This window comes from Pseudomonas sp. L13, assembly GCF_009935965.1.
Taxonomy (GTDB): domain Bacteria; phylum Pseudomonadota; class Gammaproteobacteria; order Pseudomonadales; family Pseudomonadaceae; genus Aquipseudomonas; species Aquipseudomonas lactis.
In genome coordinates this window covers 121,991-142,417 of record NZ_QODJ01000006.1, presented here as the reverse complement: position 1 = coordinate 142,417, position 20,427 = coordinate 121,991, and the positions used below count along the sequence as shown (strand labels likewise).

The window sequence follows — 20,427 nt, the reverse complement described above, 5'->3', positions numbered from 1 at the left end:
CCTGGCTTGCTCGGCTTACAGTTCCACCGGTTTACCCAGCTCCACCTTGATCACCACGCGCCGGTTGGGTGCGTAACAGGCCGTTTGCTGTGCGCGGTTGCCATAACAGGTGAACACCACCGGTTCACGATTGCCGGCGCTGACCGCGGTGATGAGCGAATCGGGAATCCCACCTGCAATCAGCAAGTCCCTTAGCGTGTCAGCCCGAGCCTGCCCAAGCAGTTGGTTTTTGCCCTCATCGCCCATCGGGTCGGTATGCCCCACCACCTGGACATGGCGCACCTGTGCGTGATCTTCACGCAGCTCGTCGATCAGACTGCGCACGGCCTTGAGCCCTGCTTCGGGAATGTCCTGGCGAGCGGATGCGCCCGAGGCAAACAGCACATCGCTGGACAGCTCGTAACGCTTGAAGCGCGACTCATCCACCAGGTACTCGTAATGCCGACAGGCCTCCACGCCGGATGCCCGCGATATCGCATGCACCTGGTTGCGCGAAGTCACCAGTTCACGTTCAGCCTCCTCACGGGCGACCGGTTGCGGGAAGGTGTTGCCATCCTCGCGCACACGCAGGTAATAGGTTTTGCCGCCCTGCAAGGTGGCTTGGTACAAGTCGCTGCGTTTGCCTTTGTACTCGGGCGTGTCGTCCAGGTAGGCACCCAAGGTATGGGCACCGGGTGCCAGGCAGAACACCGAATAGCCCCCCGGCAACAGGCCGGTATGAAACTCACGGTCGACGTAAACATGGGCGGCGCCTTTGCGCTGCACGCCCTCTTCCATGCGGTAATACACCACTTGCGTCTGGTCTTCGCCGATCGGCGGGACGCTGACATAAGTGTGATCAAAAACTTTGCCCGCCACGCTGGGGACCGAGTCGGCTACCACGGGGCTGGCGAATACGGTCGCGCTCAACAGCACGGCGGCTTTTTTCCTGCATTGCAAAAACATGGGCGTGACTCCGCCGTGGGCATCACAACCGCAATGCCGATAAATTCATTCAGAAAGAAACCGCAGCGCTTTGACGACTGCGGCTAAAAAACAACCCCGAAGACCCAAGAAACCGCCTGTCTGTAGGAGCGAGCTTGCTCGCGAAGAACCTGAGCCCGCCACGTCTCACCTGAACGTACGCATCAGGCTGACGTTTTTCGCGAGCAAGCTCGCTCCTACAGTGGCCGGTATCAGGCCCTCAGCGAATGTTGAACAGAAGCCTTACTGGCCGCTGACATCCACACGCACCACAACGCGACGATTCGGCGCATTGCACGCCACTTGCTCAGCCTTGCTGCCGTAGCATTCGTCGGTCACCGGCTCACTGCTGCCAGCGCTGCTGGCGCTGATCGCGGAAGCCGACAGGCCACCATCGATCAGCAAACGACGCACGGTTTGCGCACGCTTGAGGCCCAACGCTTCATTGGCCGCGTAAGAACCAATCGGGTCGGTGTGGCCAACCACTTCGATACGGTCAAGCTTGGCGTGCTCGCGGTGCAACTGGGTGATCAACTCACGGATCGCGGTGCGGCCCTTGTGGCTGATGTCCTGCTGACCGGACTTGCCGAACGCGAACAACACGTCGCCGGACAAGGCGTAGTCCTTGAACTGCACCGCTTGCGCCGCAGGTTGTGGCAGGTTGTTGCACGCCTGCACTTTGGAGGCACGGGACAGTGCCTGCACCTGGGAGCGGCTGCCGACCAGTTCGCGCTCGGCTACTTCACGGGTCACGGCTTGTGGTGCGCCGTTGCCGTTTTCCTGAACGCGCAGGAAGTAGGTTTTGCCGCCTTCCAGGTTGGCCGAGTACAGGTCTGTGGTTTTGCCTTTGTAGCCCGGCGCATCATTGAGGTAAGCCCCCAGGGTGCGACTACCCGGTACCACGCAGAACGTACTGAAGCCACCCGGCAACAGGCCGGTGTGGAACTCGCTGTCCACATAAACGTGAGCGGCGCCTTTCTGCTGGCCCATGCCGCTGGTGCGGTAGTAGACCACCTGCGCCTGGCCATCGGAGACCGGAGCTACAGGGCTGTAAGTAGTCCCGAAGACTTGGTTGGCGACCGTGCCAGGTTGCATTTCTTCGGCGGTGGCGAACTGAGCGGCATACAGGGCCACACTCAGGACGGCGACGTTAAAGACCGTAAGGTGTTTGAACATGATGATGACTCCACTGCGCACACCTCGAGGTGCACGCAGCTATTAAATGAGATTAAGGCCGGAGCGAACCAACCTGTTGGCGCTGCGGGCCGTGCACAGGCCTAGGCCTGCGCACGGTGCGCGCGTTTACACCAGGTTGGTGGTGACTCCGTCCTGAACCAGCAACTGTGCGTCGAGGGTTGAGTGTTGGAACACGTTGTAGGTCACGCCGGCTACGGTGGCAGTGCCCGAAGCGGCCCAGTCGCCCGGGTCGGTGCCGTCGGGGAGCAGGTCGTCGAGGTTGACGACGTCGCCGGCGTTGCCCTTGACCATCATCTGGGTGGTTTCGTCGGCGGTGAAGAGCGAGGTTTCGCCTTGTTCCAGTACGTCGCCCAGGGATAGGTTCAGGGTGTTGTTGCCGGTGCCGGTGATGTCGATGATTTCGATCGACTCAAGCTTTCCGGTGATAGCAACCAAGTCGAGGACCTGATTAGTGCCTGTCAAGCTCAAGGTATCGGTACCTGCACCGCCATTGACGACAGTGTTGACATTATCCAAGTTCGCGACGTCGCTCAGGGAGAATACGTTCTCGGCATCCCCTCCATAGTATGCGCCAGCTCCGTCAATCGTTTGGGCAGCAGTAGGATCGTTTTTTTCGAAACCGTCCCGAGACGAGCCCTGCAGTACAAAGTCATCCAACCAGAAGTGTTGCCCCCAAGAGGTATCAAATTCCATATAACTGAATTCTAATCCTGCAGGCAACGTTGCGCTGATGTCTTGGATAGTATTGCCAGGGGCACTGGGCACGCTAACAGTATGGATCTCGCCCCCCTGAGCGTTGAAGAACCGCAACGTCATAACGCTAGTCAAATCACCGATCCGGAATGTAACTTCGGTGGCTGTTTCTCCACCGTTCAAAGTGAGACGGGCATTCTGCCCTGACACCCCCCCCCACGCTCCCAGACCTATGGACGGAGTTACTAATCCCTCCCCTAAAGCGAACCCGGCGGCAACAATGCCCTGGGGAAAGACTGATGTGTGTCCATTGCTATCATTCCATCTGAATGTGAATACACCAAAATCTATGGAACCCAAACTGCCGACCACGACCGGCGTGGAGTTTTCAAAATCAACCGAGGTAATATGGAATGTCAGAACCTGAGAACTATTACCCGACTGATCAATGAATGTGGCAGATGTATTTGCCATCGACACGCCAGCAGTGGTCACTACATCAACCGAACCGGCATCGATCTGCGCCTGGGTCAACGTTTGCTCAAAGCGCTCGCTGCCTACCACCAGCAGAATGGTGTCTCCCGCGACCAGACTGCTACCGTCAAATGCCACGGTAACCGTAGTTCCGTTAATCGCAAAACTGTCTGGAGCATCTGGCGCCGAGTCGTCTAGGCTGATCGATTGACTTGCCAAGTTCGCGTTGCCCGCCGCATCAACTACACGGGTCTGGATAGTCCAATCACTGGAATGACTATCCTGATCAATAAAAGTCCAGTTGCGGCCATTCACGATGACATCGACCCAGGTCGACCCACCATCGTTGGAAATCTGCACTTTTTCACCGGCGCCCAAAGTCGCAGTCAGCGAACCCTGAATCAAACGCCCAGCACTACCATCATTAGTTACAAAGTCCCCGCTGTCAGCGCCACTGTCCTTGCCCATGCTATCAACGACCGCAGAAGCCAACGGCACAGCGGTATCAATCTCAACAGTCCACGGCGCGGATGGAGCACTGGCGTTACCCGCCGGATCAACCGCTACAACCGTGAACGCATGCGAGCCATCATTCAGCGGCGTAGTCGGTGTGTAGCTCCAGTCACCGTTGGCGTCCACCGGCGCACTGCCGATCAACTGACCGTTGTCATACACCATGACCACGTCGCCAGCCTGCAGGCCACTGCCGCTAAGAGTCGGCGTGCTGTCGTCAGTAGGGTCACCATCATCCACCGGGCCTTGGATGGCCCCCACATCGTCAGTTACGTCGTCAATCGTTGGAACCAACGGAGCGGTGGTGTCGATGTTGGCGACAAATATCGAGGTCGGTGCACTTTCGCCGGCGGCCTGGGTGGTGACCGTGGCCGTCAGGTTGTGCGGGCCTTGGCTCAATACCGGCGTGGTGAAACTCCACTGCCCCGTGATTGCGTCGGCTATCGCGGTGCCGATCGGGTTGATGCCATCATAAATGGTGACGATGCCGCCCGGTGTCGCTTGGCCGTTCAGGGTTGGGGTGGTGTCGTCGGTGGCCTGGCCACTGTTCAGAGCACCGGTGAAAGTGCCTACGTCGTCCATCACCGATGTGATGGAAATAACCACAGCGGAAGTATCGACGGTAAACGGAATCGACGGGCCCATCGGGCTGGCGTTGCCGGCGCTGTCCACTGCCTGGGCAGCGAACGAATGCGCACCGTCTACCAGCGCGGTGGCAGGGGTGTAGCTCCAGGCACCGGTGGTTGGGTCGGCCGTGGTGCTGCCGATCGGGTTGCCGTTGTCGTAGATCACCACTACCGAACCGGCTTCAGCCATGCCGGAAAAGGTCGGGTTGGCATCATCGGTGCTGTCGCCGCTGAGGATGAAGCCCGGTACGCCCACGTCGTCATACAGAGTTTGGCCTGTGGGGGTTCCCGGCGCCAGGGTATCAACGTTGATCGGGTAGTCGCCGGTAGATGGGCTCGGGTTGCCCGCCGCATCGGTGGCCACAGCCGACAGGTTGTTCAGGCCCTGGGCCAGCGCTGTGGTTGGCGTGATGCTCCATTGGCCGTTCACGACAGTGGCCGAACCGACTGGAAGGCCGTTGGCGAACAGCGTAACGACGGTGCCATTGGCGCCGGTGCCGTTGATCGTTGGCTGGGCATCATCGGTAAAATCGTTTTGCGAAAGCGGGCCTTGGTATGAACCCTGATCGTCCATGACAGAGATGATGGCAGGTGCAGGCGGCACGCCACCGGCCATAATGTCAAGAATGAAGTCTTGTGTCGGCGCACTCTCGTTGCCCGCCGCGTCGCTCGCGGTGACGGTCAAGGTGTGCGGGCCGTTGGTCAATGGCACGGTCGGTGTGAACGTCCAGGTGCCATTGGTGGCAATCACGCTGCCAATCGGCACACCGTTGTCATAGATGGTGACCAGGCTACCGGCCACTGCCGTACCGGAAAGATCCGGACTTGCGTCATCGGTGGTGTCAGTAGACGCAAGATCGCCGGTCCAGGCGCCTTGGTCATCGACAACCCGGTCCAGGGTAGGTACACCCGGGGCGGTGATATCAACGATGATGGTATGCGGATCCGATGGCTCGCTTTGGTTGCCGGCCGGATCGGAGATCACCACCACGAACTCATGGGGGCCTTCGGTCAGCGCAGGGTTCGGGGTGAACTCCCACTTGCCGTCCGAGCCGACGATTGCGGTGCCGATTTCGGTGCCGTTGTCGATGATGGTCACGGTGTCGCCCGGTTCAGCTCCGCTGCCGACCAAGGTCGGGGTGGTGTCGTCGGTGGAGTCGCCGTCATCAATGCTGCCCTGGATCGGGCCCACATCGTCGAGAATGTCTTCAATGCCACCGGTACCCACGCCCGGCTTACCCGGTGGGGTGATGTCCACGATGATGGTGTGCGGGTCCGATGGCTCGCTTTCGTTGCCGGCCGGGTCGGTGATCACCACCACGAGTTCGTGGGAGCCTTCACTCAATTCGGGGTCCGGGGTGAATTCCCACTTGCCGTCTTCGCCGACTACGGCGGTGCCGATTTCGGTGCCGTTGTCGATGATAGTGACGATATCGCCCGGCTCACCGCCGCTGCCAATCAGGGTTGGGGTGGTGTCGTCGGTGGTTTCGCCATCGTCGATACTGCCCTGCTCCGTGCCCACGTTGTCCAACACATCTTCGATACCACCGGTGCCTACGCCCGGTTTGCCCGGAGGGGTGATGTCCACGATGATGGTCTGTGGGTCTGAGGGTTCGCTTTCGTTACCGGCCGGGTCGGTGATCACCACCACGAGTTCGTGGGAGCCTTCGGTCAATTCTGGGTCCGGAGTGAACTCCCACTTGCCGTCTTCGCCAACTACGGCAGTACCGATTGCGGTACCGTTGTCGATGATGGTCACGATATCGCCCGGCTCACCGCCGCTGCCGATCAGGGTTGGGGTGGTGTCGTCGGTAGAGTCGCCATCACCGATGCTGCCTTGGTCCGTGCCAACGTTGTCCAGAATGTCATCAATACCGCCAGTACCCGTACCCGGTTTACCAGGGCCCGTGATGTCAACAATGATGGGGAACGGCAACGAAGGCGTGCTGATGTTGCCCGCCGCGTCTTCAGCGGTAACGGTGAATTCGTGCGGGCCTTCCGTCAGGGCTGGGTCCGGGGTGAAGCTCCACTTACCGTCAGCGTCCGCCAACGCGGTGCCGATTTCCACGCCATTGTCGTAGATATGAATAGTCGAACCGGCTTCACCGGTACCGCTCAGAGTCGGTGTTGTGTCGTTGGTGTGGCCACCGATGCCAATCTGGCCTTCCTGCGGCGCCACGTCATCAAAGAGGCCGTCGATCAGTGGCTGAGAAGGCGCCACGGTGTCTACGATGATTTCGTAACCAGGAGAAGGCTCGCCTTTGTTGCCGTCCTTGTCGACCGGCACGATGATGATTTCATGCTTGCCATCGTCCAGGCCCGGCACTGGCGGGGTGTATTCCCACTTGCCGTCTTCGCCGACGATAGCGGTGCCAATGGTTTTGCCGTTGTCGATGATTTCAACGCTGGTGCCTGGCTTACCTTCGCCAGTGAACGTTGGGGTACGGTCGTCGGTGGAGCCGCCGTTTTCGATCAGGCCTTGCTTGTCGCCCACGTTGTCGTCAACGCCGCCGATGGAACCCTTGTCGGTATTGCCACTGCCCGGTACATCGTCGTTGCCGCCATCATCACGATTGGCGGCATACACGCCACCCAGCACACCCAAGGCCGCCAAGCCCAGCAAAGCAGGCCAGAACCAACCAATACCGGCAGCCGCCGCCAAACCATCGCCAAAACCGGGCAGCGGTTGCGCGCCCAACACCTGCGGAGCTTCAACGCCTTCGATCAGGAACGCAGCGGAGCGGTCCTGTTCGGCATCGGAAGAAATGTATTCGTGGTACGAGCCGTCTTCGGCCACACCGACCAGTTGGCCACCGCTGCCTTCGAAGTCTTCGATGATCAGTTGCGGCTGGTCTGGATCGCTGCCTTCCAGGGCGATGTGCAAGTCTTTGCCAACGCGCTTGATGGTGATGTTTTCCGGGGCAACGCCGTTGGCGCCTTCGGCCAGAATGTACTTGCCGCCCTGTACCGCTTTGATGCGTACAGGCTGGCCGTTTTTAACGGAGGAGAGTTCCACCGTCTGGGTAATGGTCTTGCCGTCTACGACGGCAACGTTGACTACGTTAGCGTTCAAGTTCTTCTGCCTTTAATTAGTCAGGGTGGTCTTCGTACCGGCCAGGCCGGCATGCAGGTCAATCAACCCGGCTGCTCATCGTTGAGGAGGCCTTGGGATGGAGTCATTCTGGGAGGATCGGATGGGCGGAAATATAAGAACTGTCTCAAAGCACTTTTTATTGTTTGAAGGTTCCGTTTCATTGGATATAAAAAAACCCGCACAAGGCGGGCAGACAAAACACACATTAATAAAAAAAGGGAATGCTGCTTTAAATCAGCAACATTCCCGCTCAAGTAAGTAGCAATAACTCAGTAGGTACCCCATCCGTGGGGTGACATCACTCTCTACTGTTAGCCGCCTCTGGTCTTTGGGATTTGTCTCAAAACTAATTACCCGGCTTTTGAGACAGATCCCATATTCGCGCGCGTGTGTGGTGAACAAACTGGCCTGCGTGGGCACAGGCATCTACACAACGATGCCTGCTATCCGCTCTCACACCAGCCCGTTTACTCGAGCACTTACCGAATGATGATTCAGAATGCGTTAATGTGCCTGGCACTGAATATTTATCACGAAGGACGCGGCGAGCCCCTTGAGGGCCAGATCGCCATAGCGATGGTGACGATGAACCGCGCCAGTTGGGACACAGCCAGCGTGTGCGAGGTGGTCTACGAGGCAAAACAGTTTTCCTGGACCCATCGCCTCGATGACTTCACCCCGCAGGAGCCGGCAGCCTGGGCAGTGGCCAGGCGGGTGGCACAGCGAGTCATCGAAGGGCATCACGATGACATTACCGATGGCGCCACGCATTTTCATACCCGCTCGGTACGGCCCGTTTGGCGCCACTCACTGAAGAAGGTCAAGACCATTGGCGCCCATGTGTTTTATGTGCAACGGTAACGCCCCGCGTCACTCAAACCTCATAGCGCGCCAGCCTTCGAAACAGCTCCATGTCACTTTTCAATCCCAGCTTGCGGTACGCCGCTTGCTTCTGGGTGCTCACCGTCTTCGAGCTGCGCCCGAAACGCTCGGCAATACAGGTGACAGTCAGCCCGCCAATGCATAGCCGTAGCACTTCCCGCTCTCGCAGGGTCAGCGTGGGCAGGGAAAGGAGCATGGCTTCGGCATCGTGATCAGCCGTTGTAACGGGCGACGGCGATTCAACGCGGCTCATATCCGGGCCGAAATACTGCTGCCCCTGAGCCAATAACCGAATGGCCTGTACACAGTCATCCAAACGCTGGCGCTTATCGATCACGCCATGTACCCCGGCGCCCAGCATTTGACTCACAGCCATCGCACAGGGATCGGCCAGGAACACCAGGATTCGAAGCTGGGGATAGTGGCAATGCATGTTGCGAATAAAATCAAGGCTGCCTGGGTAGTTGATCAGCGGGTCCATCAGTAAAAGGTCAATACCGCCCCGCTCGATGGCCTGCAACGCACTGTCGGGCCGAAAGTACACCCCAGTGGCGACTATATCGGGCAACTCGGAAAAGCAGGCACGCAACCCAAAATGAACAACTTCTTGCTCATCGAGTACGCCAACTCTGATCAGGCTGGACATTAAGTGTCTCTCCACTCCATAGAAATAATCGCCTGTTTTTTCCAAGCACATTAGCTCGCCAGAGTGTAAGCAGCACACCTGCAACCGGCTTTGAGAATTGTCCCAATTTCGGCAAATTAATTTACCCGGTTAGTTTATGAGACAAGTCTTACATTTATCCGTTAGCGCTTCGGGAGAACCTTATAAAACAGTCTTCTTAATTATTGCGGAACTCTCAATGCCAGCTCTTTCCCGCCCTGGTTTATCTATGCCTTTCAGGCTTGTGTGGCTGATCGGTATCAGCGCCCCCACCTTTTGCGCTCAGGCAATCAGCCTGACCCGTGACAATGGCGCGGCGGTCGGCGACAACCAGCATTCTCAGACCGCCGGTACTGACGGGCCGGTATTGCTTCAAGACGTGCAGTTGCTCCAGAAGCTGCAGCGTTTTGACCGTGAACGCATCCCCGAACGCGTGGTGCATGCCCGCGGCACTGGCGCCCACGGGGTGTTTACCGCCAGCCACAGTCTCGAAGACCTGACCAAGGCCAGCGTCTTCAAATTGGGCACCGTGACCCCGGTATTCGTGCGCTTCTCTTCGGTGATCCATGGCAGCCACTCGCCAGAAACCCTACGGGACCCGCGTGGTTTTGCGACCAAGTTCTATACCGCTGAGGGCAATTGGGACCTGGTGGGCAATAACTTCCCGACGTTTTTCATCCGCGATGCCATCAAGTTCGCGGACATGGTCCATGCATTCAAACCCGACCCACGAACCAACCTGGCCAACGATGCGCGGAGGTTCGACTTCTTTTCCCATGTGCCCGAAGCCACGCGCACCCTGACCGAGCTGTACTCGAACGCGGGCATTCCGGCCAGCTATCGGGAGATGAATGGCAATAGCGTGCATGCCTACAAACTCGTGAATGCCCAAAACCAGATTCACTACGTGAAGTTTCACTGGAAAAGCCTGCAGGGTGTTCGAAACCTGTCGCCGAGCGAGGCCGCCAAGCAACAAGGCGCCGATTACAGCCATATGACCCAGGACCTGGTGACGCATATCGACAAGGGTCAGTTTCCGAAGTGGGATTTGTATGTGCAGGTGCTGCCGCCCCAGGCCTTCAAGCACTACGACTTCGACCCGCTGGACGCCACCAAAGTCTGGCCTGACGTACCGTTTCGCAAAGCGGGGCAACTGGTGCTGAACCGCAACCCGGCAAACGTCTTCCAGGAAACCGAGCAGGTCGCCATGGCGCCGTCCAACCTGATTGCGGGTATCGAGCCTTCGGAAGACCGGCTATTGCAGGGGCGCCTGTTTGCATACGCCGACACCCAGATGTATCGCCTGGGCGCCAATGCCATGCAACTGCCGATCAACGCGCCCAAAACGGCGGTCAACAATGGCAACCAGGATGGCGCGATGAACTCGGCCACTACATCAGCGGGTATCAATTACCAGCCGAGCCGGTTGTTTATGCAGCACGAATCACCCAGCGCTCGCTATAGCCCACAGGTTTTGTCGGGCAGTACCCGGCAGGCGCAGGTCCAGCGGGAGCAAAACTTCAAACAAGCGGGCGACCTGTATCGCTCGTTCAGCCGGAAAGAGCGACAAGACCTGATCGAAAGCTTCGGCCGTTCGCTGATGGGCGCCGATGACGTGAGCAAGCACCACGTGCTGTCTTTTCTTTACAAGGCAGACCCTGAATACGGAGCCGGCGTCACCAAAGCCGCTAAAGGCGATTTGCTGCGTGTTCAGTCACTGGCTGCGCTTTTGACTGACTGAACCGGCCACTCGTTGCGCTGGCTGACCAGCGCCTCATCCCATCGCCAGAGCAAGCACCATGCCCAATAAAAAACTCAGAATCGTGATCGTCGACAGCCGCCTACCCAGCCTGATCCAGACCGAAAAGTCGCTTAACAGCCTCGGCTACTTCAGGATACTGCCCATCCAGCACTTCGATGATTTGCGGGCACTGGACCACGACCTGATCGAACCGTTCGACGTCATGATCGCCAACGAAGAATTAGTGTGCAGGACTGAAACCAACCTGAGCTTATTCAGGCAAACCAGCCGAAAAATTGATTACGTAATGCTATATGACGAGCAGAAAACCACGCTCGGTGAGGACAGCATCCGCAGGCTGATGACCAGGGTTGACCCCGCTTCGCCATGGGAATGCTTGAAAGACGTGACGTGGATAAAGTTCAAGGATGAATCCAGGAATCGTTGCAACTCCAAGATTTTTTGCGCCTGAGCCTTGATGGCTTATCAATGAAATCGCTTGGCCGTTAAATAGCTTTTATTCCAGTATTTATTACTCAGGGAGTCGATACGAACATGCTTACCGGTTCTGGGCGCGTGAATAAACTTATTGTCGCCGATATAAATGCCGGCATGTTTCATGCGCTGACCGCCATTGTGCTTGAAGAACACCACATCACCGGACTTCAAATGCGCGCGCTTGACCACTTTAGAGGCTGACTTGAGCATCAACGAAGTCGTACGCGGGATATGAATACCCGCCTCGCTGCGGAACAGATAAACGAGTAAGCCACTGCAATCAAAGCCCTGACTGACGGACGCACCTCCCCAGCGGTAGGGGGTTCCAATCAGTTCGTGAGCGCGGCCGACGACCTTGCCAGCATGCCTGGAAGTGCTGACGGTGCTGCGTGAATCCAGCTTCAGATAGGCTGTATTGATTGAACCGTCATGTTTTTTCGACGCGAACACAGCACTCGAGAATAGGCAGCATAAAGCGACCACCACTTTAAATTTCGACACGATAGATATCCACTAAATAACTTGCATTAGAATCAACGCATACTATTTAGCGCACGGAGCACGGCGAATAGGATTTGTCTCAGTTCATTAACCGGCCAGGTTGGCGAGCGACGGGCGGACACTGAATGACTTGCAAGTTTCAAGACTTGTCTCAAAAACCCTCACAAGCATTGCGTACATTTCAATATAGGTCAAAATCCGTTGGATTAAATTCTCCCAGCGGCTCAGCCCATGAACAATCAAGTTTTAATCGTCGACGACCATCCGGCAGTGCGCATGACAGTCCGGCATTTATTGGAAAAAGAGGGAGGCGTTATTGTCGGCGAAACCGGCACTGGCGCCGACGCCCTGCGGCTGACTCACACGCTGCACCCGGACACCGTAGTGCTCGACATCGGTTTGCCGGACGTTGATGGCCTGTCCATCATCGATCAACTGATCGCCCTGCACGCTCCCGTCAAGATCGTTGTACTGACGGCGAAAGAGTCCAATCACATAGCCATCCGTTGCATGCGTGCCGGGGCTCATGGGTTTGTGAATAAACATCAGGATCTGTGTGAACTGGTCAACGCCGTTCATGCCGTCAACGACGGGCTCGGCTACTTCGCTCAGCGCGCCTTGCCCCTGGCCTGTATCGACCTGCTGCAACAGGAACAAGAGGCTTTGTTCAAAACGCTGTCTATTCGCGAAATCGATGTGCTGCAACAACTCTCGCAAGGCCTGTCCAACGAACAGATCGCCGAACGCATGGGCTTGAGCAGCAGGACCATCAGGGCATGTAAGGCGCGATTACTGATCAAACTCAACGCGAGCCTGCAGACTTAGATATCGCCCAAATCCAAGTGCAGTTTGAACAGTTCGGAGTCGGTTCGTACGTTCAATTTACGCATCGCTGCCTGCTTCTGACCGCTGATGGTTTTACGGCTACGCAGGAATTTATCGGCGATCTGCGACACCGACATACCCTCCAGGCAACAGCGCAGCACTTCACGCTCCTTGGGCGACAGGGCGGGGTAATTGACCAGCGCTCCAGAGCCATCCGCACCGGCTTGTTCGTCTGACGTGGCTGCCGAGGTGACCGGTGTCGAGTCCAATTCTGCCGACATGGCCGGCGACAGGTATAACCGGTCCAACGCCACCATGCGGATCGCTTTAACCAGCTCTTCAGTGGCCTGGGACTTGCCGAAGAAGCCGTTAGCCCCGGCGCGAATCGCCATGTTGACGGTGGCCGGCCGCTCCACAGAGGAAAAAATCAGGATGCGTAGATCCGGATGATGGCTGCGCAATAATTGGATCAAGCGCAGGCCGTCCAGCTCGCCGTCGGTCAATTGATAGTCGAGTACCAGAAGGTCAGCTTTTTCTGTGCGTAACGCCGCGAGCAAGTCTGGGCTGCCAGAATAGACGCCGACCACCCTGAAGTCCGCTTCGTTGCTCAGTCGAACTTTGAGCGCCTCACGAATCAACGCATGGTCATCGAGCAACATAATCCGAAGAGGTGACACGACCGACCACTGCATTTTTTCAGAACTCCATTACTCTTACGATGGTAGCGAACTATTCCTACAGGCGGCGTCGCAGCTGCACCATAGCTCAATCGTTGTGGGAAATAAACATCAGCGCATGCGCCTTACGTACCCCATCACAGCACGCTGTGTTTGAGACAAATCTCGTTTAACTAACCCTGCCGTGTTTGTAAGAATTGTCCTAACAGAGCAGTGTAGGACGCGAGGGTATAGGCTTGTCTGAATCGTTTACGTATACCCCTTTCGCCCTCCCCAGGAACTGCCTGGTCATTCGCGCTCTCAATGGAAATGAAACGCCTTGAAAACCCTTCGCTTGTTGTGTCTGTGGTCCCTGGGCTTGCTTACCTGCCTGACGGCAACCACGCTGTATGCGCAGGAACCGGAGCTGACAGAGCTGCAGATTCATGCACCGGTTACCACGCCTAAGGTCATATTCAGTCCCCAGACCCGCGCATGGCTGAGCACTCGCCCCGAGGTAACCGCAGCAATCTGGAGGGGCGCATGGCCGCCCTTGCACATGGGCTTTGAGCAGAGCCAGTTCGAAGGCGTGGCGGCGGATTACCTGGGTGTTATCCAGGCGGCCACCGGTATCCGCCTTAAAGTGCTGCGTTTTGCCACCCGTGCCGAAGCCCGGCAGGCGTTGCTGCAAGGTCGCGTCGATATGCTGGCGCTGCACGATGTGAGCGAGGGCCAAGAAGGTGCGATCACCCAATCCAGGCCCTACTTGCTCAACAATAAGGTGATTGCAAGGCGTATCGGCGAAACGCGTCAGCCCTCTGCCGACCTCGCCGGCCAACGCCTGGCCTATGTCGGTGACGATGCCACTGGCGCACTGCTGAAACAGCAATACCCGCACGCCACACTCATCCAGTACCCCAACCATTTGAACGGCCTGACGTCGTTGATTTATGACCAGTCCGATGCGTTCTGGACCGACGCCATCGTTGCCGAATACCTGATTCGAATGCTCTACAACAACGATATTTATATCGCCAGCGAGGCGACAGAGACCTCGGCTGACATCAATTTTGCCGTGAGCGATCGAAAACCCCAGCTTCTGGCGGCCATCAACGACACCCTCGATGCGCTGCCTCAGAACGATATGAAGCGAATGACCAGTCGCTGGGGGTTGGCTGACCATTTCGTCGCGGATAGAACACCGCTTGAACTGAGCCAGGAGGAGCTGACCTGGATTGAGCAGCACAAAAAAATCAAAGTGGTGCTGGCCGCCTCTTACGCGCCGCTCTCGTTTTATGATCAAAACAACAAACTGCAAGGGCTGACTGCGGATTTGCTGACCATCCTTGCGCAACGCACCGGGCTGGAAATCGAGATCCTGCGCAGCGACAGCGTTTCGGACATGATCAAGCAGCTGCAGAACAATCAAGCCGACCTGATCGCCGCCTTGAGTATCGGTGATCTGCGGCTTGACCCCTTGCAGTACACACGCCCGTATACGATCAGCCCTTTCGTGGTGGTCACCAAACGTCAGTCCCCCGTTCGAGACATCAACGAACTCAAGGGTAAACGCCTGGCTATCCCCATTGGCAACCCTCTCTCCAAATGGCTCCAGCAGCAATACCCGGCGGTTACGCTAGTGCCGGTTGAAACCGCGGCGCGCGGCGTCGAGCTGGTTTCCAATGGTGATGTCAGCGCCAGCGTTCATACCCAGCTGGGCGCCAATTATTTCATCAAGCACCATTTTCGAAACGATCTGGTTATCTCCGGCATGGTGGGGCCCAATCCTGCACGCATCGGTATGGTCGTTGCCCATGAAGACATGCCGCTCAAAAGCATCATCAACAAGGTGCTGTTGGAGATTCCTCCCGAAGAGTTCAAGACCCTGAGTGACCGCTGGCGCAACCATGCCGCCCCGGCCGTGGCCAGTTCCTGGAGCACTTACAAGAGCAGTGTGTATAAAGTCATCGGCGTGGCGTTGTTGTTCGTGTTGGCGTTCCTGGTCTGGAACTACTATTTGCAGGCGCAAATCAAGCAGCGCAAGAAAGCCGAAAGTGAACGCGAGCAGTTGGTGGAACAACTGCGGGTGGCCAAGCAAGCTGCCGATGAAGCCAACGAATCCAAATCGACTTTCCTGGCGAGCATGAGCCATGAAATCCGCACACCGATCAGCGCCTTGATCGGGCTGATCGAAATGCTGCGTGTGCGGGGCGGCACGCCGCAGCAGATCAATGACAATCTGGCAGTGGCCCATGAGTCGGCGCAGTCGTTGTTGTCCTTGATCGGCGACATTCTTGACCTGTCGAAAATCGAGGCTGGAGCCATGGTGTTGTCACCCCGCCCTACCCGGCTCGGCGAATTGCTCCACTCGGTTCACAAGCTGTTCGAAATCAATGCCAAGAACAAGCAGCTCACGTTTAGCGTGATGATCGACATCCAAGACCCACACGTGATCATCGATGCACTGATGCTCAACCAGATCATTGCCAACCTGATCAGCAACGCCATCAAGTTTACCGACCAAGGCTTCGTCCAACTGTCGCTCCAGCAATTGCCCGACAACCCCGAATCGAACCTGGCCCGCTACGTCATCGAGGTACGGGACTCCGGCACGGGCTTGGATGAGCAGCAGAAAAAAGCCATCTTCGAACCGTTTGTCCAGGTCGCGTCTGCCCCGACGACTGTGCGCGGAACCGGCCTGGGCCTGAGCATCTGCACGCGCCTTACGACATTGCTCGGCGCGCAGTTGAGCGTGACCAGCGAACCCGGCAACGGCTCATGCTTCCGGCTGGCGTTCGAGGCCGAGCGCACGCTCATGGTGGACGAACCAGCCTCTGTTCACCCCGTGGCCCCAGAAGGTCTTAGCCTCAATATCCTGGTGGCCGAAGATCATGCCGCCAACCGCTTGCTGCTGTGTCAACAGCTTGAATACCTGGGCCATCGTGCGGTGCCTTGCGACGACGGCGAAACCGCATTCGCGCAATGGGAAGCGGCAGACCCGCCATTCGACTTGACCATCACCGACTGCAATATGCCGCGCATGGACGGCTATGAACTGACCCGCCGTATCCGCACCCTCGAGCAATCGCGCGGCCTGGGCATGCACCCGATCTTTGGTCTCACCGCCAATGCCCAGTCGCACATTGTCCAGGATTGCCTGGATGCCGGTATGACTCAATGCCTGTTCAAACCCATCGGCATTGAAATCCTCACCGAGCAGATTCACGCGGTCACCGCCCAGATTGAACGCCAGGTCAAAGCCGCCCGTACCACCGGTGGCGAACTGGAAAAACTGCGCATCCTGTGCCCAGAGGCTTATGGGCCACTGGTAGAAGAGTTGATCAATACCAACCGCCAGGACGCTAGTCGCCTGGAACAATTGATGCTCGATAAGGAGCTGAAAAAAATCAGCGGCCTCGCCCATAAGATCAAGGGCGGTGCTCAACTGGCCGACGCGCGCGAACTGATCGAGGCCTGTGCGCAGTTGGAGTCGCTGGTGCATATGAACGATACCGGGGCCTGCGAAGAGCAGGTCAAAACGGTTATCCAGATCATGCAGTCGCTGGAGCAACACCTGCTGGCAACCCCTTGAACATCCATGCCCATCCGCCTGCGGACAGGCCAATCCTCAGGTAAGTCATGAGCAATCGAAAATCCGGCGGCGCACGAACCCGCCCCATCAAGCAGCAGCCCTCACAGGCCAAGCAGTTCGAACAACTGGCACACACCTTCAAGACCGCCATGGCCCATCACGACTTCGGCGCCGCCTGTGTCGCAGCGCAAGGTGCGCTGAAGATTATGCCGCAGCATATGGGCGTGATATCCGACTACGCCTTGTGCCTGATGCGCCAGCAGCAATACACCCAGGCCCATGCGCTGTATATGCGCATTTACGATGCCCCGGCGGCGCTCCAGGCGCAGGCCGGCCAGACCTGGCTCGACGGCCTTGCCGAAGTCTGCGGGTGGCTGGGCCTGCGCGAGGACACGCAACGTTATGGCAAGCAGTCCCTGGAGCGCTCCGCCGTGCGTCACAGCCATGGCCCCAGTCACCCATTGACGGGCAACCCACCCGCGTTCCAGCCTGATCAGCCGCAGCGCAATATCATCGCGTTCACCTTGTTCGGTGACAGCCCACGGTATTGTGAATCAGCGGTTGCCAACGTCCATGTCGCCAAGGAGCTGTTCCCCCACTGGCGCTGCCGCATTTACCTCGACGATTCCGTCCCCCGCCCCATCCATCAGCGCCTGCATGAAGCTGGCGCACAGATCATCGACATGAGCGGCGCAGCCCAAGACGGCGTACATCCGCTGATGTGGCGTTTCCTGGTGGTGGACGATCCGGACGTTGATCGTTATCTGATTCGAGATGCCGACTCGCTGCTGTCAGAGCGCGAGCAAGCGGCTGTCGCGCAGTGGGTCGCCAGCGAGTATTGGTTTCATCATATGCGCGATTACTTCACCCACACCGAGCTCGTCCTGGCGGGTTTGTGGGGAGGCTGCCGGGGCGGTTTGATGACATTGAAGCCGCTCATGCAAACCTGGCTGGCCCGGCAGACCGACGTGACGCGTTTCGCCGACCAGATTTTCCTGCGTGAGATCGTGTGGCCGACGCTGCATCGCAGCGTAATGAGCCATGACGATTGGTTTGACTTCCACGGCGCGGTCCCCTTCCCCGCGCATGAAGCGATCCGCTGGCGCACGCAGAGTTTTCATGTCGGCAGCAATGCCAGCTTTCAGGGTATACGGGGCAGCAGTGCAAAAGGCGACGACGAGCGTCAGGGTTGGCGTGTGGTGGACCAGCATGGCGTGCAGAGATGCGCTTACAGTGCCCTGGTGAAGGACGGAACATGGGTGGCTGACCTGCCGTTTTTTATTGTGGAGCCGATTGCCAACGGGCAATGGCGGGTTGAGTTGGTGAGCTGAGCGCCCCCTTCAGGCAGCCTATAAATAAATTACAGCAAATAATTATTGTTTTACGATAATTTATCCTGTAATTTTCGAGCCTCACCCACACAGAGGCTCAAACCATGCCCCTCACCCACCTTGTACGATTCAGCCAACGGATGGCTGTCGTAACACTGATGCTCATCGCAGGAATGCTCGTCTTCAACGCCGCCTTGTGGATTTTTCCTGTGCTGGGGTCCAGCGATGGGCTAGGCGCCGGGTTTTCCCTGAGTGGCGTGATGATTACCCAGCTGTCGATCAAAATCGAAATGCTCGCCTGGTGGCAAACGCTGGGCGCCATTGTGGTTTCAAGCGTGCCTTTGATCGCCTTGGCCTGCGGGCTGAATCACTTACGCCGGCTTTTCCAGGCGTATGCGCGAGAGGAGTATTTCTCCAGCCTTGCTGCGGCTCACTTGGGGAAAGTCGGACGTAGCGTTGTCCTTTGGGTGATTTCAAGTTTCATATGCATGCCGATACTGAGTGTCTTGGCAACATTGCACGCTCCACCCGGTCAGCGCCTTTTCACCATCAGCTTCACCTCGGCAGACTTCGTCGCGCTCTTTCTTGCCGGCTGCATCGCGGTGATCGCTCGGATCCTGGCCCGCGCGAGTGAGATCGACTCTGAAATCAAAACGTTTGTGTAAGGCCACGACCATGCCGATCATTATTGAATTGGATGTGATGCTGGCCAAGCGCAAGGTGAAGTCGAAAGACCTCGCGGCGGCGATTGGCATCACCGAACAAAATCTATCTTTGTTGAAACAGGGAAAGGTGAAGGGGGTGCGCTTAGGTACGCTTGAGGCGATTTGCAAATACCTGAGCTGCCAGCCTGGTGATTTATTGGTGTATCAACCGGAACCAGATGTACCTATCTAATAATCATTGAGTTAAATGCCGATATCCCGCATTTATTAAATCTCGGCATTCCAAGCCTATTTAGCTCCGGAAGGCGTCCATATAAGAGTTTCCCTACGAACTCAGATTACCAATAGAGTAATGAATGGGTTGGAACCGGCGCTTCGTTGCTGGTGGATGGCGGGTTGTTCGTGAACCTGCAGTAACCACCGCCTCTCCAGACATCACTTCCAATGTGGAAGCGGGCTTGCCCGCGATTACGGTGGACCAGTCAGCTAATGCATTGATTGCTCCACCGCAATCGCGGGCAGTTTGTAATGGAGTGCTGGTATCTACATCCGTCGCTGAGTCACGTGAGCGTTAAATCCCCCCAACAACGCTTACGGGTAGGCCGGGACTATCTTTGCCTGCTCGATCAGCCAATCGATGAGCAAAGCTATCTCAGGGATATCGCGACTCTCCTCGTTGCAGATGCAGAAATAATCCATCCCTGTCGGCACCTTCAGTGCAAAGGGTTGCACCAGGCGTCCCTCATCTAGGTCGCGTGACGAGTTGATCTCATCGCTGAGTGCAACACCATAGCCATCGCGAGCGGCCTGCAAGGCGATGCCGAGGTCTTCCAGATGGACATCGGCATCGCCCGGATAGGGCAGGCGAGCCTCAAGCAACCAGCGCCGCCATTGAGTGCCGTCATCTTCATGCAAAAGACGATGGTGAATCAGGTCAGAGGGTAGCTTGAGCGCGTGGGGGCCGCGCAGCAATTGCGGACAGCAAACCGGAAACATGTGCAGGTTCTGCAATGGTCGCCACCAGAAACCTTCCCAGATCGGGGCGTCATAGAGCACGGCAACATCAGCCCTGCGCCAGTCCACCTCGCTGATGTCGTCGGCAGTAATGACACGCAGATGAATATGCGGATGTTCTGCACGAAAGGTGAACAACTTCGGCATCAGCCAGGCCGCGCCAAAAACCGGCTCTGTCGAAATGGTCAAGACTTTCGCCGTCGGCTCTTGGAAATCCGCCTCGCAGATCTGTCTCACCCCTTCAGTGATTTCGCCGATGCCTCGCGCTACCGAACGTTGGAGTGCCAAACCACGCTCCGTCAGCACCAGGTGGCGCCCCTGCTTATAGAACAGTTTGATGCCAAGTGAACCTTGCAAGGCTCTGATTTGCTGGCTGACGGCACCCGCAGTTACATGCAGTTCAGCGGCGGCAGCGCCGACATGCCCCAGCCTTGCAACACATTCAAATACGCGAAACGCATGGAGCGGAGGCAAGGGCATACGGGTCTACCATTTAGT

Annotated in this window: 14 protein-coding genes and 1 pseudogene; 8 read left to right on the top strand and 7 right to left on the bottom strand. The window is 57.4% G+C overall.

Going from position 1 to position 20,427, the window contains the following annotated elements; all coding sequences use genetic code 11:
* Nucleotides 1–15 precede the first annotated feature (15 nt).
* The 3 genes from DK871_RS06205 to DK871_RS06195 all read right to left on the bottom strand — a co-directional run bounded on the left by DK871_RS06205 (nt 16) and on the right by DK871_RS06195 (nt 7,539).
* The gene (locus DK871_RS06205) at nt 16–945 is read right to left on the bottom strand and encodes an OmpA family protein (protein ID WP_161904372.1); all 930 of its coding nucleotides are present in this window, start codon (nt 943–945) and stop codon (nt 16–18) included.
* A gap of 261 nt (nt 946–1,206) precedes the next feature.
* Entirely contained in the window at nt 1,207–2,139 is a 933-nt protein-coding gene (locus tag DK871_RS06200) for an OmpA family protein (protein WP_161904371.1), read from the bottom strand.
* Between the two features lie 126 nt (nt 2,140–2,265).
* Nucleotides 2,266–7,539, bottom strand: coding sequence for an Ig-like domain-containing protein (locus DK871_RS06195; protein ID WP_161904370.1), 5,274 nt, complete (start codon nt 7,537–7,539; stop codon nt 2,266–2,268).
* A gap of 507 nt (nt 7,540–8,046) precedes the next feature.
* On the opposite strand from DK871_RS06195, the gene DK871_RS06190 reads away from it, so the two are divergent.
* Nucleotides 8,047–8,421 (top strand): cell wall hydrolase, encoded by a 375-nt coding sequence (locus DK871_RS06190; protein ID WP_161904369.1) that lies wholly within the window; start codon nt 8,047–8,049, stop codon nt 8,419–8,421.
* A 13-nt stretch (nt 8,422–8,434) separates the two neighbouring features.
* Here DK871_RS06190 and DK871_RS06185 read toward each other — a convergent pair whose 3' ends face one another.
* Nucleotides 8,435–9,088 (bottom strand): response regulator transcription factor, encoded by a 654-nt coding sequence (locus tag DK871_RS06185; protein WP_161904368.1) that lies wholly within the window; start codon nt 9,086–9,088, stop codon nt 8,435–8,437.
* Between the two features lie 301 nt (nt 9,089–9,389).
* Here DK871_RS06185 and DK871_RS06180 point away from each other — a divergent pair.
* A pseudogene (locus DK871_RS06180) lies at nt 9,390–10,847 on the top strand (catalase); the annotation flags it as partial.
* Nucleotides 10,848–10,905: 58 nt separating this feature from the next.
* Nucleotides 10,906–11,319, top strand: a complete 414-nt coding sequence (locus DK871_RS06175) for a hypothetical protein (RefSeq protein ID WP_161904366.1) — start codon at nt 10,906–10,908, stop codon at nt 11,317–11,319.
* Between the two features lie 14 nt (nt 11,320–11,333).
* On the opposite strand, the gene DK871_RS06170 is transcribed toward DK871_RS06175, so the two are convergent.
* The gene (locus tag DK871_RS06170; protein WP_218581335.1) at nt 11,334–11,750 is read right to left on the bottom strand and encodes a C40 family peptidase; all 417 of its coding nucleotides are present in this window, start codon (nt 11,748–11,750) and stop codon (nt 11,334–11,336) included.
* A 327-nt stretch (nt 11,751–12,077) separates the two neighbouring features.
* On the opposite strand from DK871_RS06170, the gene DK871_RS06165 reads away from it, so the two are divergent.
* The gene (locus tag DK871_RS06165) at nt 12,078–12,671 is read left to right on the top strand and encodes a response regulator transcription factor (RefSeq protein WP_161904365.1); all 594 of its coding nucleotides are present in this window, start codon (nt 12,078–12,080) and stop codon (nt 12,669–12,671) included.
* Here DK871_RS06165 and DK871_RS06160 read toward each other — a convergent pair.
* Nucleotides 12,668–13,363: a response regulator transcription factor gene (locus DK871_RS06160; protein ID WP_124401028.1), complete on the bottom strand. Its 696-nt coding sequence runs from the start codon at nt 13,361–13,363 to the stop codon at nt 12,668–12,670. The two genes, DK871_RS06165 and DK871_RS06160, sit on opposite strands and share 4 nt — an antisense overlap.
* A 304-nt stretch (nt 13,364–13,667) precedes the next feature.
* On the opposite strand from DK871_RS06160, the gene DK871_RS06155 reads away from it, so the two are divergent.
* From DK871_RS06155 to DK871_RS06140, 4 genes are all read left to right on the top strand, one after another.
* Complete coding sequence (locus tag DK871_RS06155) at nt 13,668–16,919, top strand: transporter substrate-binding domain-containing protein (RefSeq protein WP_161904364.1); 3,252 nt, start codon at nt 13,668–13,670, stop codon at nt 16,917–16,919.
* 47 nt (nt 16,920–16,966) lie between these two features.
* On the top strand, nt 16,967–18,250 hold the full coding sequence (locus DK871_RS06150; protein ID WP_218581330.1) for a tetratricopeptide repeat protein: 1,284 nt from the start codon (nt 16,967–16,969) through the stop codon (nt 18,248–18,250).
* A gap of 104 nt (nt 18,251–18,354) precedes the next feature.
* Complete coding sequence (locus DK871_RS06145) at nt 18,355–18,915, top strand: DUF2975 domain-containing protein (protein ID WP_161904363.1); 561 nt, start codon at nt 18,355–18,357, stop codon at nt 18,913–18,915.
* Nucleotides 18,916–18,925: 10 nt separating this feature from the next.
* Nucleotides 18,926–19,147 carry a helix-turn-helix transcriptional regulator gene (locus DK871_RS06140; protein ID WP_161904362.1) on the top strand — a complete coding sequence of 74 codons (222 nt, stop codon included), beginning with the start codon at nt 18,926–18,928 and terminating at the stop codon, nt 19,145–19,147.
* A 359-nt stretch (nt 19,148–19,506) separates the two neighbouring features.
* On the opposite strand, the gene DK871_RS06135 is transcribed toward DK871_RS06140, so the two are convergent.
* Nucleotides 19,507–20,409 carry a LysR substrate-binding domain-containing protein gene (locus tag DK871_RS06135; protein WP_161904361.1) on the bottom strand — a complete coding sequence of 301 codons (903 nt, stop codon included), beginning with the start codon at nt 20,407–20,409 and terminating at the stop codon, nt 19,507–19,509.
* Between the last annotated feature and the right edge of the window lie 18 nt (nt 20,410–20,427).

Bases quoted from the DNA above. Each gene is read 5' to 3' on its own strand.
- DK871_RS06175 (WP_161904366.1), top strand. From the start codon at position 10,906: ATGCCCAATAAAAAACTCAGAATCGTGATCGTCGACAGCCGCCTACCC.
- DK871_RS06160 (WP_124401028.1), bottom strand. From the start codon at position 13,363: ATGCAGTGGTCGGTCGTGTCACCTCTTCGGATTATGTTGCTCGATGAC.
- DK871_RS06200 (WP_161904371.1), bottom strand. From the start codon at position 2,139: ATGTTCAAACACCTTACGGTCTTTAACGTCGCCGTCCTGAGTGTGGCC.
- DK871_RS06150 (WP_218581330.1), top strand. From the start codon at position 16,967: ATGAGCAATCGAAAATCCGGCGGCGCACGAACCCGCCCCATCAAGCAG.
- DK871_RS06135 (WP_161904361.1), bottom strand. From the start codon at position 20,409: ATGCCCTTGCCTCCGCTCCATGCGTTTCGCGTATTTGAATGTGTTGCA.
- DK871_RS06205 (WP_161904372.1), bottom strand. From the start codon at position 945: ATGTTTTTGCAATGCAGGAAAAAAGCCGCCGTGCTGTTGAGCGCGACC.
- DK871_RS06145 (WP_161904363.1), top strand. From the start codon at position 18,355: ATGCCCCTCACCCACCTTGTACGATTCAGCCAACGGATGGCTGTCGTA.
- DK871_RS06185 (WP_161904368.1), bottom strand. From the start codon at position 9,088: ATGTCCAGCCTGATCAGAGTTGGCGTACTCGATGAGCAAGAAGTTGTT.
- DK871_RS06165 (WP_161904365.1), top strand. From the start codon at position 12,078: ATGAACAATCAAGTTTTAATCGTCGACGACCATCCGGCAGTGCGCATG.
- DK871_RS06190 (WP_161904369.1), top strand. From the start codon at position 8,047: ATGATGATTCAGAATGCGTTAATGTGCCTGGCACTGAATATTTATCAC.
- DK871_RS06140 (WP_161904362.1), top strand. From the start codon at position 18,926: ATGCCGATCATTATTGAATTGGATGTGATGCTGGCCAAGCGCAAGGTG.